This window comes from Microcella sp. (assembly GCF_030645145.1).
In the GTDB taxonomy this organism is placed as follows: domain Bacteria; phylum Actinomycetota; class Actinomycetes; order Actinomycetales; family Microbacteriaceae; genus Microcella.
In genome coordinates this window covers 1-15416 of the sequence record NZ_JAUSMI010000065.1, presented here as the reverse complement: position 1 = coordinate 15416, position 15416 = coordinate 1, and the positions used below count along the sequence as shown (strand labels likewise).

At 70.8% G+C, this 15416-nt stretch carries 8 protein-coding genes and 2 pseudogenes; 9 read left to right on the top strand and 1 reads right to left on the bottom strand.

The genetic code is table 11. The features are described from left to right. Positions 1 to 69 precede the first annotated feature (69 nt). A pseudogene (locus Q7T15_RS03930) lies at positions 70 to 941 on the top strand (IS3 family transposase); the annotation flags it as partial. Between the two features lie 7 nt (positions 942 to 948). Here Q7T15_RS03930 and Q7T15_RS03925 read toward each other — a convergent pair. Further along, complete coding sequence (locus Q7T15_RS03925) at positions 949 to 2325, bottom strand: IS30 family transposase (RefSeq protein ID WP_370689092.1); 1377 nt, start codon at positions 2323 to 2325, stop codon at positions 949 to 951. 61 nt (positions 2326 to 2386) lie between these two features. Here Q7T15_RS03925 and Q7T15_RS03920 point away from each other — a divergent pair. The 8 genes and pseudogenes from Q7T15_RS03920 to Q7T15_RS03885 form a co-directional block, all read left to right on the top strand. Then, a pseudogene (locus Q7T15_RS03920) lies at positions 2387 to 2680 on the top strand (integrase core domain-containing protein); the annotation flags it as partial. Between the two features lie 352 nt (positions 2681 to 3032). Continuing rightward, entirely contained in the window at positions 3033 to 4115 is a 1083-nt protein-coding gene (locus Q7T15_RS03915; protein ID WP_304693483.1) for a TerC family protein, read from the top strand. A gap of 136 nt (positions 4116 to 4251) precedes the next feature. Beyond that, complete coding sequence (locus Q7T15_RS03910) at positions 4252 to 5133, top strand: PP2C family serine/threonine-protein phosphatase (protein WP_304693481.1); 882 nt, start codon at positions 4252 to 4254, stop codon at positions 5131 to 5133. Then, on the top strand, positions 5130 to 6227 hold the full coding sequence (locus Q7T15_RS03905) for an FHA domain-containing protein (protein ID WP_304693479.1): 1098 nt from the start codon (positions 5130 to 5132) through the stop codon (positions 6225 to 6227). Before Q7T15_RS03910 ends, Q7T15_RS03905 begins: the two co-directional genes overlap by 4 nt. Then, a complete protein-coding gene (locus Q7T15_RS03900) occupies positions 6227 to 7999 on the top strand; it encodes a serine/threonine-protein kinase (RefSeq protein WP_304693477.1) in 1773 nt (590 codons plus the stop codon). Before Q7T15_RS03905 ends, Q7T15_RS03900 begins: the two co-directional genes overlap by 1 nt. Then, positions 7996 to 8727: a hypothetical protein gene (locus Q7T15_RS03895; protein ID WP_304693475.1), complete on the top strand. Its 732-nt coding sequence runs from the start codon at positions 7996 to 7998 to the stop codon at positions 8725 to 8727. The genes Q7T15_RS03900 and Q7T15_RS03895 overlap by 4 nt, the downstream gene beginning before the upstream one ends. 80 nt (positions 8728 to 8807) lie before the next feature. Then, positions 8808 to 14384, top strand: coding sequence for an Ig-like domain-containing protein (locus Q7T15_RS03890; RefSeq protein ID WP_304693473.1), 5577 nt, complete (start codon positions 8808 to 8810; stop codon positions 14382 to 14384). A gap of 43 nt (positions 14385 to 14427) precedes the next feature. After that, entirely contained in the window at positions 14428 to 15396 is a 969-nt protein-coding gene (locus Q7T15_RS03885) for a MoxR family ATPase (protein ID WP_304693471.1), read from the top strand. Positions 15397 to 15416 lie beyond the last annotated feature (20 nt).

Below are 15416 nucleotides of genomic sequence, written 5' to 3'. Positions count from 1 at the left end.
GGGACTGCTGAAGGTTTAGGTGACTCCTGACCTGTGGCGACGAGGGTCGCTGCTGGAAGGATGGGCATCATGCCGAAAGCGTTTCCGAAGGAGTTCCGGGACGACGTCGTGGCGATCGCGCTGAAGCGGGAAGCATCGTTCGCGCAGATCGCGAAAGACTTCGGGATCTCCGAATCCTGCGTGCAGCGGTGGGTCAAGATCGCCGAGGTCGACGGCGGTCGCCGGCCCGGTGTGAGCAGCGGCGAAGCGGTCGAGAACCGTGAACTGCGACGGCGGGTGAAGTTGCTTGAGCAGGAGAACGAGATCTTGCGCCGAGCGGCGGCGTATCTGTCTCAGGCGAACCTGACAGGCCCAAAAGGCTCTACCCGCTCGTAAGTGAACTCGCCGCCGACGGCATCGCCGTCGCGGTGACGTGCCGGGTGTTGAAGTTCGCCAAGCAGCCCTATTACCGGTGGCTCGCTGACCCCGTGACGAAGCGGGATTGGGAAGAGGCGCAGCTGATCAACGCCGCGATCGATATTCACGTCGACGATCCGACGTTCGGATATCGGTTCATCGCCGACGAGCTGGCCGAGGCGGGCTTCACCGCGTCGGAGCGACGCGTCTGGAGGCTGTGTTCGCAGATGGGCATCACCAGTGCGTTCGTGCGCAAGAAGCGCGGCAAGAACCGCCTGGTCGGCCCTCCGGTTCGCGACGATCTCGTGCAGCGCGAGTTCAGTGCCGATCGCCCCGACCGGCTTTGGCTGACCGACATCACCGAGCACCCCACCGGCGAGGGCAAGCTCTATCTCTGCGCGATGAAAGACGTCTTCTCCAACCGCATCGTCGGCTATTCGATCGCTGACCGGATGACCTCAGAGCTCGCCGTGGCCGCGCTGAGGATGGCGATCCAACGCCGTGGCCCTGTCGGGACGATCGTTCACTCTGACCGCGGCAGCCAGGGCGAATTCAACTGGTCGTCGCAACACTGCCTGTTTGCAGCAAGTGTAGGTGCTCGTCCAGGGCCTCAGCGGGGGTTCGCCAGCCGAGTCGCTTTCGGGGTCGCGTGTTCAGCGCGTGTGCGACGGCGGCGAGGTCGTCCGGGGTCCAGCGTGAGAGGTCGGTGCCCTTCGGGAAGTACTGCCGAAGCAGCCCGTTCGTGTTCTCGTTCGTGCCGCGCTGCCAGGGGCTGTGCGGGTCTGCGAAGTAGACCGTCAAGCCGGTGTCGATCGCGAACTGGGCGTGAGCAGACATCTCCTTCCCACGATCCCAGGTCAGCGAGCGTTTGAGCTCCGCCGGCAAGGTGCTCATCGCTGCCGCCAACGCCCGGTTCATCGACAGCGCACCGTAGCCGGATAGCGCCGGCCCGTTCTTGACGATCGGCTGTTCGCGCCATCCGTCCTCACGGGGCAGATGAACGAGCGTGGCGAACCCCGTGGTGCGTTCCACCACGGTGCCGATCGCGGACCTGTTGATGCCGATGATGAGGTCGCCCTCGTGGTGGCCAGGGATGGCCCGGTCTTCCGCCTCCGCGGGCCGCTCACTGATCAGGACGTCGGCGGTGACGTGAGCCCATGGAACCCGTTTGGACCGTGCCCGCGGCATGCGCAGCGCTCGCCCGGTGCGCAGACACAGTATGAGCTCGCGCTTCAGCGCACCGCGACTCTCGATGAACAGCGCCTGATAGATGGCCTCGTGGCTGATGCGCATGCTGTCATCATCGGGGAAGTCGAGCGCGATCCGGTTCGCGATCTGCTCCGGACTCCACCCCGACACCCATCGGCGGTCCTTCCGGTGAGGCTTGTTCCTCCCGATCCACTGCGGCGACACGGGGCCCACGACAACGCTCCCGTCAGGCCGTCGGATCTGGCCAGAGAGCCGCTCCTGCACGTACTCACGCAGCTGAGGGTTCGCGGCGAGCTTGGCGACTTTCGGTCTTCGGGCGAACAACTCCGCCTTCCACTGCGCGACCGAGGCACGGTAGTCCAGCTTCCCGCCCCGCGTCGCGGCGTTCCGCCGCAACTCTCTCGAGATCGTCGATGGGTCGCGTCCCAGCGCTCTGGCGATCGCGCGCACCCCGGCGCCTGTTGCCTTCAGGATCACGATCTCTTCGCGTTCCGCCAGCGAGAGATACCGGCCCGACGGCGCCGGCCATGAATACGGTGACATACCGCCTGATTGTCGGAACCACCGCGACCCCAAGACTGGAGCCACGCCGATCGCGACGCCCGCCTCCGTCGGGAGCAAGCCGGTGCTGATCTTCGTCCAGAACTCACGCTCCTTCACTCGCGGGTGCGATGGTGCGCCAGGTGACCGCATCGGCGCTCGCCCGGTCACTTCCTTCATCCAGTTCGATGGTCTTCCCACAACACCCTCCGATCAGGTGTTGCTTCCACCGGTTGAGCCCAGTCAGTTCCGCTCGAGGCGGTTTCAGGCAGAACTCGATCGTCACGGACTGGTCGGATCGATGGGCCGGGTCGGGGCGGCGGGCGACAACGCGGCGATGGAATCGTTCTTCGCGCTGCTGCAGAAAAACGTGCTCAACAGCCGCCGCTGGGGCAGCCGGCAAGAGCTGCGGCTGGCGATCGTGACCTGGATCGAGCGGACCTACCATCGACGTCGACGGCAGCGGGTTCTAGGCCGTTTGACGCCGGTGGAGTTCGAGGCGATCATGACCACAAGGGCCGCGTCCGCGGCCTAAGAAGAAGAGTCACCGGAACCCTCAGCAGTCCCGTCTGACAAAGGACAGGTGTGGGTGGTCAGACGCCCGTCAGCATTCCCGAACCCCGTTGGGGTCACCATCCACGAAACCCCCGGTCATGCCCGGGGGTTTCGTCGTCTGCGGCGTCGATCGCCGCCCGGCTCCGGGTGCCCTGCGAGCCCTCCGCCCCGCCGGCGGTAGACTCGCCCGAGCGAGGGGGAGTATCCCGACTCGCCTGATCCGTCATCACGGGCTCCGTCGTCGAGGCCCCGGGTCAGGCGCCGCGATCCGCGGGGGAGAGACCTTCGGCACTCAGCGCACCCCGAATCACTTCCCCGAACGGAAGGTCCCCGTGGACTACGTCATCCCCGCCTGGTTCGAGATCGGATCGTTCGTCGTCCTGACGCTCATCCTGATCGCCGACCTCCTGCTCGTCGTCCGGCGCCCGCACGTGCCGAGCCCGAAGGAGTCCGGACTGTGGGTGGCGTTCTACGTGACACTCGCGCTCATCTTCGCGGGGCTCATGTTCACGATCGTGGGGCCCGACGCGGGCGGCGAGTTCGTCGCGGGCTGGCTCACCGAGTACAGCCTGTCGATCGACAACCTCTTCGTCTTCGTCATCATCATGGCCCAGTTCGCGGTGCCCAAGAAGATGCAGCAGGAGGTGCTCATGGTGGGCATCATCCTGGCTCTGCTGTTCCGCGGCGTGTTCATCCTGCTCGGCGCGACGCTCATCGAGAACTTCAGCTGGGTCTTCTACATCTTCGGCGCGTTCCTGCTCATCACGGCGGCGCAGCAGGCCTTCTCGGGCCGCGAGGACGACGAGGAGCGCGAGTCGAAGCTCATCGGCTTCCTCCGCAAGCGCATCTCGATCACCGACGAGTTCCACGGCATGAAGATCCGCACGCGCGTGAACGGCAAGACCTTCTTCACGCCGCTGCTCATCGTCTTCATCGCGATCGGCACGACCGACCTGATCTTCGCGCTCGACTCGATCCCGGCGATCTTCGGCATCACGCAGAGTCCGTTCATCGTCTTCACCGCGAACGTCTTCGCCCTCATGGGGCTGCGCCAGCTCTACTTCCTGCTCGGCCACCTCGTCGACAAGCTCGAGTACCTCAAGTACGGCATCGCGTTCATCCTCGCCTTCATCGGCGTCAAGCTCGTGCTGCACGCTCTCCACGAGAACGAGGTCCCCTTCATCAACGGCGGCGAGCCTCTCCCGGTGCCCGAGATCGACACGTGGACCTCCCTCATCGTGATCATCCTCGCGATGGCCATCTCGGTCGCCGCGAGCCTGCTCAAGCTGCGTCGCGAGAACCGGTACATCCCGAGCCTCACGGGCCCGAGCGACGACGACGAGCCGGCGGTCGTCGAGGCGACGGCCGAGGGCGAGGCGCCCGTGCGCCGAGGGAGCGAGTCGCGCGACCGCTGATCGACCGCACCCTCGGCGCTCCCGCTCTGAACACGTCGGGGGCGGATGCTCGGCCGGTGCAATCCGGCACTGAGTGCTCCTCACACTGTCGCTAGGGTTGTGCACCGACAGGTCGGTGATCGAGGGGGCGTTGTTCGTGCGCGATGAGACGGTCGTTCCCGTCGGCTCCGGGCTCACCCGCATCGCGGTCTCCGCTCAGACCTCCGCGGGTGCCGTGCGCCCGCTCAACGAGGACAGCTTCCGCGCCGCCGCACCGCTCTTCGTCGTCGCCGACGGGATGGGCGGGCACGAGCGCGGCGACGTCGCGAGCCGCACGGCGATCGCCGCCCTTGCGGAGCGCGTTCCCGCGGACGCGGTGCCCACCGTCGACGAGCTCATCGACGCGATCGCGGCCGCCAACGAGGCCGTGCGCGACCAGTCGCAGCGCGACGGCGTCGAGGGCGTCTCCGGCACGACGCTCGTCGTCCTCGCCCTCGTGCGCGGGGCCGGCGACGCCCCCTACTGGATGGCGGCCAACATCGGCGATTCGCGCCTCTACGAGTGGACGGGCCGCGAGCTGACCCAGCTCACGGTCGACCACTCGTTCGTGCAGGAGCTCGTCGATACGGGGCGGCTCACCGCCGAGGAGGCTCTCGTGCACCCGGAGCGCAACGTCATCACGCGCGCCGTCGGCGTCCGCCCCGACGTCGTCGCCGATATCTGGCTCCTGCCGGTGTCGGGCGAGCAGGTCTTCCTCCTGTGCTCGGACGGGCTCACGCGCGAGCTCAGCGACGACGAGATCGCCGAGGTCCTCATGCGCCATGGCGCCGCGGGCGAGGAGGGCTCGGTCGCCGACGCCCTCGTCGAGGCGGCGGTCGCGGCCGGCGGCTCGGACAACGTCACGGCGATCGTGGTGGAGTCCTCGAGCGCGTCGGCGCTCGTCGACGACGACGCGTCCGATCGCATCGCCTCCACGCGCGAACGGCCGGGGGCCGCACTCGAGGACACCCTCCCGCGCGCCGGCGGGGGCGCCGCATGACCGCGCACTACGCCCCGGGCGACGGCGCGCTGCTCGCCGTGCGCGACGGAGTGAGCGTCCTCGTGCTCGACGCGTCCGCACCGTCGGCGCTGACTCCCGCCTCGCTGTGGGATGCGCTCGCTCTCGACGAGCCCGTCACGCACGTCCTCGAGGTGCTGTCGAGCGCGGGCCTCGCCGCGATGCCCGCGTTCGCGATCGTCGATGCGCGCGGCGGCGCCGCCCGCGCGTTCGTGCGCGGCGCGCTCACGATCGCCGTGGAGTCCTCGGGGGCGCAGGACGCCCTCGACGGCGCGGACGTCTCCACGTGGCGCGAGTCGGTCATCCCGTCCTTCGACGTCATCCGCATCTCGCCCTCGGGAGGCGATTCCGCGGGCGAGAGCCTCCCGCTCGAGGCGGGCGTCGTCCGCGCCGCCGCCGTCGAGCTCCGTGCGGCAGCCGTGGAGCTCCGCTCGGGTGCGGCACCGCACGCCCGGACCACGCCCACGGCGGTGACGCCCCTCCCGCCGCCGCCCGCGCCGTCCCCCGCTCCGTCCCCCGTCGAGAGCGCGCCCGTCGCCGAGCAGACGCTCACCGAGCCGTTCGACGCCGATCCGCCCGCGCCCGACGAGGGCCTCTTCGAGGAGACCCTCGTGCGCACGCCCGCCGAGGCCGCGCTCATCGGCGACCACGACGGCCTCACGGTCGTCGGCCGCGACATCCCGGGCTTCGCCGAGCGCGAGCGGGTCATCCCGCCGTCCGCCGCGCCGCCGCCCGCGCCCGCCCCCGGATACGTGATCGAGGTCGATTCGGGGCTCATCGAGCCGCTCGCCGGCCCGGTGATCGTCGGGCGCGCCCCGACCGCATCGAAGGTCTCGAGCGGCGCCGTCCCGCGTCTCGTGGTCATCTCCGACAACCCCGACATCTCCCGGACGCACGTCCGCATCGCGCTCGAGGGCGACACGGTCGTCGTGACCGATCTGCACTCGCGCAACGGCACGACGGTGCGCATGCCGGGGAAGCCCCCGCAGCTGCTGCGCGCGGGCGAGGCGACGCCCGTCCTCGACGGCACCGTCATCGACCTCGGCGGCACGACTCTCGCCGTGCGGAGCCGGTGATGCGCCGCGCCCCCAGCACTCCGCCCGCGCTCCCGGGCTACGAGTTCGTGCGGCTCCTCGGCGCCGGCGGGTTCAGCGACGTCTTCCTGTACGAGCAGCAGCTGCCGCGCCGTCAGGTCGCCGTGAAGGTGCTCCTCGCGGACGGCCTCGATTCGGGAGCGCGGGCCGCGTTCGTCGACGAGGCGAACCTCATGGCGCGCCTGAGCGCGCATCCCTCGATCGTCACGATCTTCCACGCCGACATCGCGCCCGACGACCGGCCCTTCTTCGTCATGGAGTACTGCTCGGGCCCGAGCCTCAGCGAGCAGGCCAAGCGCGCGCCGTTCAGCGTCGTGGACGCGCTGCGGACGGGCGTCCGCCTCGTCGGCGCTGTCGCGACCGCCCACGCCGCGGGCATCCTGCACCGCGACATCAAGCCGGCCAACGTGCTCACGAACGATTACGGCTGGCCCGCGCTCACCGACTTCGGCATCTCGTCGAGCGTCATCGACGAGGCCGTCGTGCTCACCACGACGCTCTCCGAGCTGCGCGGCGGCTCGAGCACCGAGAGCCAGTCGGTCGGCATGAGCGTCCCGTGGTCGCCTCCCGAGATGTTCGCCGATCGCCCGCAGCCGGATGTCCGCTCCGACGTCTTCTCGCTCGCCGCGACCCTGCACACGCTGCTGGCCGGCCGCACCCCGTTCGAGATCCCGGGGCGACCGAACGGCGCTCTCGACCTCATCGGCCGCATCGAGCGCGGCGCCATCACGCCGCTGCCGCGCGACGACGTCCCCGCCTCGCTCCAGGCCGTGCTGCGAAAGGGAATGGCGACGAACCCGGCCGACCGGTACGCCACCGCGGTCGAGTTCGGGCGCGCGCTGCAGCGGGTCGAGCTCGAGCTCGGCTACGCCTCGACGCCGCTCGACGTGCCCGCGGTCGTCGAGGCGCCGCCCGAGCGCGAGGAGGCCGGAGCCGGCGACGAGACGCGCGTGCGCGGCGTGACGGTCATCGCGCCGATCGGGCCGGCAGCCGTTCCCGCGGGTCACGGATCGGCGACCATCGGCGGAGGGCCGGGCGCGCCGGCCTCCGTGCCCGGTGGCGCGAGCGCCGTCGACGATGCGACCGTCATGCCCGCCGACGACGCGACCGTCATGCGCGCCGACGCTGCGACCGTGGTGCGCGCGAGCGATCAGACCATCGTGCGGCCGGCCGGCGACGCGCGCGCCGCGCCGTCCGCGGCGCCCCGCGTCGACGACACCGTGGTCCGGGCGCCCGCGCGCGAGTCCGCCTCGACGACCGCGACGGCCACCGGAGCGGCTCCCGCGTCGCCCGAAGCGCCGGCATCCACCGAGGTCGAAGCCGCGGCTCCGCGGCGCCGACTCGTCGGCGTGCTCGCCGCGATCGGCGGCCTCCTCCTCGCGATCGCGATCGCCGTGGCGGTCGTCGTCGGCGGCGGCGCCGTGCGCGAGCGCCCCGACGCGGGCGCCACCGACCCGGCGGACGAGCCCGGTATCGCGATCCCCGTCGTGACCGTCCCCTCGCCGGTCCTGGTCTCCGCGCAGCCGAGCGCCGACGGATCCGCCGTCGTGTTCACCGTCGCGAACCCCGAGCCCGAGGACGGCGACCAGCTGCGCTGGGCCCGTGCCGAGCAGCCCGGCGTGCGGAGCCCCGTCGACGGCGATCGGATCGTCGTCCCTCTCTCCGCCCCCGGTGCGCGCGTCTGCATCGAGGCTGAGATCATCCGCGCCGGCCGCGCCTCGGCGGCCCCTCTCGAGAGCTGCTACCCCGAATGATCGACGCGACGGAGTCCCGCCCCATCCCCGCGCCCGACGACCGCGCGCCGCGGATCGAGTTCTGCGGCGAGTGGACGGACGTCGACCCGGCTGAGGGCCTCGGCATCGGCCGCGAGTCCGACCTCACGATCGACGACAACCCCTTCCTGCACCGCACCTTCCTGCGCGTGCACGCCGAGCACGGTCTGTGGTGGCTGTCGAACGTGGGCAGCGTGCTCTCGGCGACGGTCTCCGACGGCTCGGGCGCCGTGCAGGCCTGGCTCGGGCCGGGCGCGCGACTGCCGATCGTCTTCCCCGCCCTCCACGTAATGTTCAGCGCGGGATCGACGACCTACGACTTCACCGTCCACACCGAGCAGGACTACTTCGACACCGTGCCGACCCTCGACACCGAGACCGGGTCGACGACGCGGCTGCCCGTGAGCCTCACCTCGTCCCAGCGGCTGCTGATCGTCGCCCTCGCGGAGGACGTCCTTCGCCAGAGCGTCCCCGGTCGCGGCGCCATCCCGAGCTCGGCCGACGCTGCCGCCCGCCTCGGCTGGCCCCTCACGACCTTCAACCGCAAGCTCGACAACGTGTGCGACAAGCTCGACCGCATCGGCGTGCAGGGCCTGCGCGGCGGGCCGGGCAAGCTCGCGACCCAGCGCCGCGCGCGCCTCGTCGAGTACGCCGTCGTAACCCGCCTGGTGAGCATCGACGACCTCGCACTGCTCGACCAGCAGGGGTAGGACTCCCCATCGCAGGTGATTAATCCACGTGTTACGGTGACGGCTGATTTCAGGAATGGCGATGCGATGGGGATGACCGGGTGACGCTGCTGAGCGCGTTGACGCGATCTCGCCGCACCATCGCATCCTCGCTCGCGGTCGCGATCCTGGCGGGTGTGCCCGTCGGCATCGCCGTCGCCTACGAGGGCTTCCCCGTCTCCGAGGTCGATCTCGACTCCCGCGACGTCTGGGTCACGAACGGCGAGGAGTCCCTCGCCGGTCGCCTCAACCGCCAGATCGACGAGCTGACCGCGGGCGTCCAGACCGCGGGCTCCGACATCGATGTGCTGCAGGATGCCCGGACGGTGCTCCTCCACGACCGGCAGGCCGGCACGCTCGAGCGCATCGACCAGGCGCGCGCGACGCTCGTCGAGCGCACCGAGCTGCCCGCGGGCGCCGCGGTGTCGCTCGGGCGCCAGACCCTCACCGTTCTCGACCCGGCGACGGGCGCTCTGTGGGTCGTCGACGTCGCCGACGAGCTGAGCTTCGACCCCGCCGCGCGCGAGCCCGACCTCGAGCTCGGCGACGACGCCCGGGCCGTCGTCGGCCGCGACGGCGTCGTGCACGCGACGGCCCCTGAGCAGGGGCTGCTCTACCGCATCGACGGACCGGGTTTCGCCCCCGTCGAGTCGACGCTCGACATGCCCCGCGAGCACGAGCTGACCGTCGTCGGCGATGTGCCCGTGCTCCTCGACGAGGCGGCAGACGTCGTCGTCACGGGGGAGGGGCGGCGGATCGAGCTCGAGCACGACGCGCTCCGCCTGCAGCAGCCGAGCGACGAGCGCGACGAGGTCGTCATCGCGACGGGCGGCGGCGTGATCCGGGTGCCGCTGGGCGGCGGCGAGGTCGAGGTCATCGAGGCGACCTCGGCCGTCGCGCGGGCGCCCGAGCAGGTCGCCGCCCCCGTCCAGCTCGAGGGGTGCATCCACGCCGCGTACCCCGAGGGCCGGGCGTACCTCTACGCCTGCGACGAGGCCGAGCCGGCGACCTTCGAGATCGAGCAGCCGACGAGCGGAGCGCGCCTGGAGTTCCGGGTCAACCGCTCGGTCATCGCGCTCAACAACCTCCTCAACGGCAACACGTGGGTGCTCGAGAGCTCGCTGCGGCTCGTCGACAACTGGGACGAGATCACGCCGCCCCAGCTGGAGGAGAGCGAGGAGGGCGACGAGGAGTCGTCGGAGGAGTCGTTCGAGGACACGCTCGCCGAGCGCACGGAGGAGAACCGCCCGCCGATCGCGCGCCCCGACGAGTACGGCGTGCGCGCGGGTCGCACGACGATCCTGCCGGTGCTCGACAACGACACCGACCCCGACGGCGACGTGCTCGTCATCACGAACCTGAGCCCCCTGCCCGAGACCATCGGGCGCCTCGATCTCATCGACGGCGGGCGGGCGCTGCAGTTCACGCCCGGGACGGCCGCGGCGGGCGGCGCGAGCTTCCGCTACACCGTGAGCGACGGGCGTCAGGGCGGCGTCGCCGAGACCACGGTGTCGCTCGCGTTCACCGGGCCGGACTCCAACGGCGCGCCCGAGCAGCTGCGGTCGAGCCGCAGCGCCGTCGAAGCGGGCCAGTCGATCACCTACAACGTCCTGCCCAACTTCCGCGACCCCGACGGTGACGAGATCTTCCTCGACAGCGCCGCGGCGACGACGGCCGACGAGCTGAGCTTCACGCCCGACGGCTTCGTGACCTTCCGCCACCGCTCGGGCGAGCTCGGCCCGAAGACGGTGTCGTTCGTCGTCTCCGACGGGAGGTCGAGCGCGAGCGGCGAGCTCGAGATCGAGGTCGTCGCGCCCGGCAGCCTCACGCCCGTCGGCACGCCCGACTTCGCCGAGGTCATCGTCGGCGACACGGTCGTCGTCGAGCCTCTGCTCAACGACGTCTCGCCCTCGGGGGCCGCGCTCCAGCTCCTCTCGATCGACGAGGTCCCCGAATCGGTCACCGCCGAGGTCAATCCGGAATCCGGCCGCGTCTCGGTCACGCCGACAGAGCCCGGCGCGATCTACCTCAAGTACGGGCTCGGCGCCGAGGCCGCGACGAGCGTCGGCCTCATCCGCATCGAGGCGCGCCCCCGGCCGGAGGAGCCCCTCGCGCCGATCGCCGTGAAGGACGTCGCCTACCTCCGGGCGGGCGAGCCGACCTCGGTGCGCGTGCTCGCGAACGACGTCTCGCCCTCCGGCTCGGTGCTCGCCGTGCAGTCCGTCTCCACGGAGGCGACCGCCGACGGGGTGTCGGTCGAGCTGCTCAACAACACGATCATCCGCATCACCGCCTCGGCCGCGCTCACGGAGCAGACGCAGGTGAGCTACACGATCTCCGACGGCGCCGCGACGGCGGTCGCCGGCGTGACGATCGTCCCCGTGCCGCCGATCGTCAACCGCCAGCCGCCGCTCGCCGTCGACGATCGCCGCACCGTCCGCGCGGGCGACTTCACGAGCGTCCCGGTGCTCGAGAACGATGTGCACCCCGATCGAGCGCGCATCGTGCTCGATCCGGAGCTCGCCGACGCCGAGGGCGCGGGCGACGGTCTGGCGTTCACGCAGGGCGACGTGGTCCGCTTCCAGGCGCCGGATGAGCCGGGCGAGTACTCCGTCGTCTACCGGATCTCCGATCAGTACGGCGAGTCGGCGACCGCGACCGCGACGTTCGTCGTCACCCCGCGCGACGTCGACTCCAACGAGCCGCCCGTCCTCGCGCAGCAGACCGCGCGCACGTTCGCCGGATCATCGGTGCGCATCGACGTCCCGCTCGACGACCTCGACCCCGACGGCGACTCGGTCGTCCTCGCGGGCCTCGCGGCCCCGCCCGGGCTCGGCGCGATCGTCGACAGCGGGCCCACCTGGTTCGTCTACGAGGCGTACGCGAACTCCCGGGGCACCGACCGGTTCTCCTACGCGGTCGAGGATGCCCTCGGCGAGCGCGCGACGGGCGAGATCGTCGTCGGCGTCGTGCCCCGGCCCGAAGTGCAGGCGCAGCCGACCGCCGTGGACGACCGCATCCAGGTGCGACCCGGCCGCACGGCGTCGGTCGAGGTGCTCGCGAACGACTCCGACCCGAACGGGTACCCGCTGAGCGTGTCGCGCGAGCTCCTCGAGGTCGATGACGGCATCGAGGCCGAGGTCGACGGGTCGAAGGTCATCGTCACGGCGCCCGACGTCGAGGGCGGCTACGCGCTGCGCTACGAGATGTCGAACGGCAACGGCGGCGTCGACAGCGCCTTCGTGCAGGTCGAGGTCACCTCCACCGCCGAGATCCCCTTCCCGACGGCCGGCGACTACTACGTGCTCGACAGCGAGCTCTCGGGCACCGATCCGATCGTCGTCGACGTCAGCGATCTCATCGGCAACCCCAACGGCCGCGACTCCGATCTGCTCATCTCGACCGCGGGGCCCAACGCGCAGCGAGGGGGCGTCGATCAGAGCGCGGCGACCGTCACGGTGACACCGGGCGACGAGCGCCACGCCGTCGCCTACCGCGTCACCGATCCCGAGGACCCGGAGCTCACCGCGACGGCGTTCATCGTCGTCCCGCCCTCCGTCACCGAGGAGCGGGAGTCGCCGCCGTACCTTCGGCCCGACCTCGAGCAGCAGCTCGTCGAGATGAACGGCGAGATCCAGTGGGATCTCGCGGACATCGTCGTCGTCCCGACGGGCCGTCCCGCGATCCTCACCGGCCCGGACGGCGTGCGGGCGAGCGACTCCGACGGGTCGGGCCTCGTCGTCGACGACGACACGATCCGCTACGCGCCCGCGGAGGGCTTCCGCGGGCAGGCCTCGATCGTCTTCGAGGTCACCGACGGCGCCTCGGGGGACGACCCGGACGGCAACACCGCGCTCCTGACGCTCCCCGTGACGGTCGGCGATCCCGACTTCCGGGACGCGCCACCCGAGTTCACCGCGCTCGCGCTCGAGATCGAGGCGGGGGAGGCGGCGCAGTCGGTCGATCTGCGCGACTCGACCGCGCATCCGAACCGCGCCGTCATCGCCGATGTGTCGTACGGCGCGCTCTCAGCGCCCACGAACGGCATCGAGGCCTCCCTGGGCGGCTCGCAGCTCTCCGTCTCGGCTCCGTTCGGGGTCCAGCCGGGCGACTCCACGACCCTGAGCGTCGAGCTGCGCTACCGCGAGTTCGTCGTGCCCGGCCAGATCACCGTCACGGTCGTCGCCTCCCAGCGCCCCCTCGTGCAGGCCGCGACCGACGAGAGCAAGGGCCAGCGCAGCGTCACGACGTCGGTCGACGTGCTCGCGAACGACTTCAACCCGTTCGCGGGCCAACCCCTCGAGCTCATCGACGCGGTCGTCGAGAACGCCGCCGAGACCTCGGCCGGGGTGCGCTTCACCCCCGACGGCACCGTCACGGTCGACCCGGACTCGTCGTTCATCGGCGTGGTGAGCGTCGTCTACACGGTTCAGGATGCGACGCAGGACCCGAGCAGGCACGTGCAGGGCCGCCTGCTGCTCACGGTGCGGGATGTGCCGGGCCAGCCTGCCCCGCCCTCGATCGTGAGCGAGCAGGATCAGGCCGTCGTCATCGGCTGGCAGGCGCCCGCGACCAACGGCGAGCCCATCCTCGACTACACGATCACGTGGGCGGGCGGCTCCGCGACGGTCGGCGGCGAGGTCGCCCAGACGACCATCGGCGGGCTCACCAACGGCACCGCGTACACCTTCCGGATCAGCGCGCGCAACGTCCTCGGCTCGAGCACCGTCTCGCAGGAGAGCGCGACGGCGAGGCCGTTCGGCACCCCGAGCGCGCCGGGGTCGGTCTCCATCTCGGCCACGAGCAACGGCTCGGGTCGCGTGAACTTCAGCTGGAGCGCCGCGAACGGCAACGGGCGCGACGTCGCCGAGTACGAGTGGCGGCTGAGCGACGGTCAGACCGGCCGCGTCGGCGGGGCGACCCTCTCGGCCTCCGCGATCGGCGCCGTCGGCAACGGATACACGGTCGACGTCGTCGCGATCGGCCCGTCGGGGCTCCAGAGTCCGCCGCAGAAGAGCGCGAACGCCGCGACACCGGAGCCCGGCGCGCCCAACTGGGCCGAGGCGGCCGTCGGCTCGCGCGGCGACCGCACCGTGACGCTGACCTGGGGTAACGCGCCGAGCACGAGCCCGATCGACCGCTGGGAGATCAACATCTCCGAGAACGGCAGCAACTGGGGCTGGCAGCGCGTGGGCAGCGATCGCCGACACACGTTCCAGGGCGGATTCGGGTCGAACTACCGCTTCCAGGTGCGCGCGGTCGACAACGGCGCGACGGGCGCCTCGACGACGTCGAACACCGTCACGCCTCTCGACGTCCTGCCCCCGCCCGCTCCGAGCGCCACGATCTTCAAGGGCGGCCCGTCGCCCTACGCGCCCTGCTGCAACTCGGTCGGGATCGACTACCGCGACTTCACCCCGGGCAACTACCGCATCACGACCTTCCTCGACGGCAGCAACGCGGGCCTGACGGACAACGTCTACTCGCTCAACGCCAACGGCTCGCGCGTCATCGACAACGCGCTCGGCACGCGCCGCGACAACGCGATCCGCGTGCGCATCGTGTCCGTCGCCACGGGCCAGGTCTTCTGGTCGAACACCATCACCGGCGAGCAGTGGAACAACCTGCGCGCGCGATGACCCGGCATCAGCATCCCTTCATGAATCGAGAGGCGAGAACCGCATGACCGTCACCACCGAGCAGGCCGCCTGGTTCGCCGACGCCTTCGATCGACTGATCGGCAACATCGATCAGGCGATCCTGGGCAAGAGCCACGTGATCCGCCTCATCGTCGCGGCGATGCTCTCCGACGGGCACGTGCTGCTCGAGGACTACCCGGGCACCGGCAAGACGGTGCTCGCCAAGGCGCTCGCGAACACGCTCGACGGCACGCACTCGCGCATCCAGTTCACGCCCGACCTGCTCCCCTCCGACGTCACGGGCGTCACGATCTACGACCAGGGCAAGGGCATCTTCGAGTTCCACAAGGGCCCGATCTTCGCCTCGATCGTGCTCGCCGACGAGATCAACCGCGCGAGCCCGAAGACCCAGAGCGCGCTCCTCGAGGTCATGGAGGAGGGCGTCGTGACGGTCGACGGCGTCGGCTACTCGGTCGGCACGCCCTTCATGGTCATCGCGACGCAGAACCCCGTCGAGCAGGCCGGCACCTACTCGCTGCCCGAGGCGCAGCTCGACCGCTTCCTCATCAAGACCTCCCTCGGCTACCCCGACAAGCAGACGAGCGTCACCCTGCTCATGGACGCCTCGAACCGCGCCCGCGCGACCGCCGTCCAGCCGCTCATCGCGAGCGAGGCCGTGACGACGATGACGCGCCTGGCCGCCGAGGTCTTCGTCGACCCGGCCGTCATGGAGTACGTGAGCGACGTCGTCGCGGCGACGCGCGAGCACAAGGACGTCGTGCTCGGCGTCAGCATGCGCGGGGCGATGGCGCTCGCGCGCGCGATCAAGACCTGGGCGATCGCGTCCGGCCGCACGTACGCCACGCCCGACGACGTGCGCGCGCTCGCCGTGCCCGTCCTCGCCCACCGCCTCATCGTCGACCCCGAGAGCGACTTCGCGGGCGTCACCGCCGAGCAGATCGTCGAGGGGATCCTCGCCGACATCGAGCCCCCGGTCTACCGCGCCGCATGACGTCGGTCATCCAGCCCGAA

Excerpts from the sequence above, each read along its gene's own strand:
- Q7T15_RS03900 (WP_304693477.1), top strand. The coding sequence starts at position 6,227 with ATGCGCCGCGCCCCCAGCACTCCGCCCGCGCTCCCGGGCTACGAGTTC.
- Q7T15_RS03885 (WP_304693471.1), top strand. The coding sequence starts at position 14,428 with ATGACCGTCACCACCGAGCAGGCCGCCTGGTTCGCCGACGCCTTCGAT.
- Q7T15_RS03895 (WP_304693475.1), top strand. The coding sequence starts at position 7,996 with ATGATCGACGCGACGGAGTCCCGCCCCATCCCCGCGCCCGACGACCGC.
- Q7T15_RS03905 (WP_304693479.1), top strand. The coding sequence starts at position 5,130 with ATGACCGCGCACTACGCCCCGGGCGACGGCGCGCTGCTCGCCGTGCGC.
- Q7T15_RS03925 (WP_370689092.1), bottom strand. The coding sequence starts at position 2,325 with ATGAAGGAAGTGACCGGGCGAGCGCCGATGCGGTCACCTGGCGCACCA.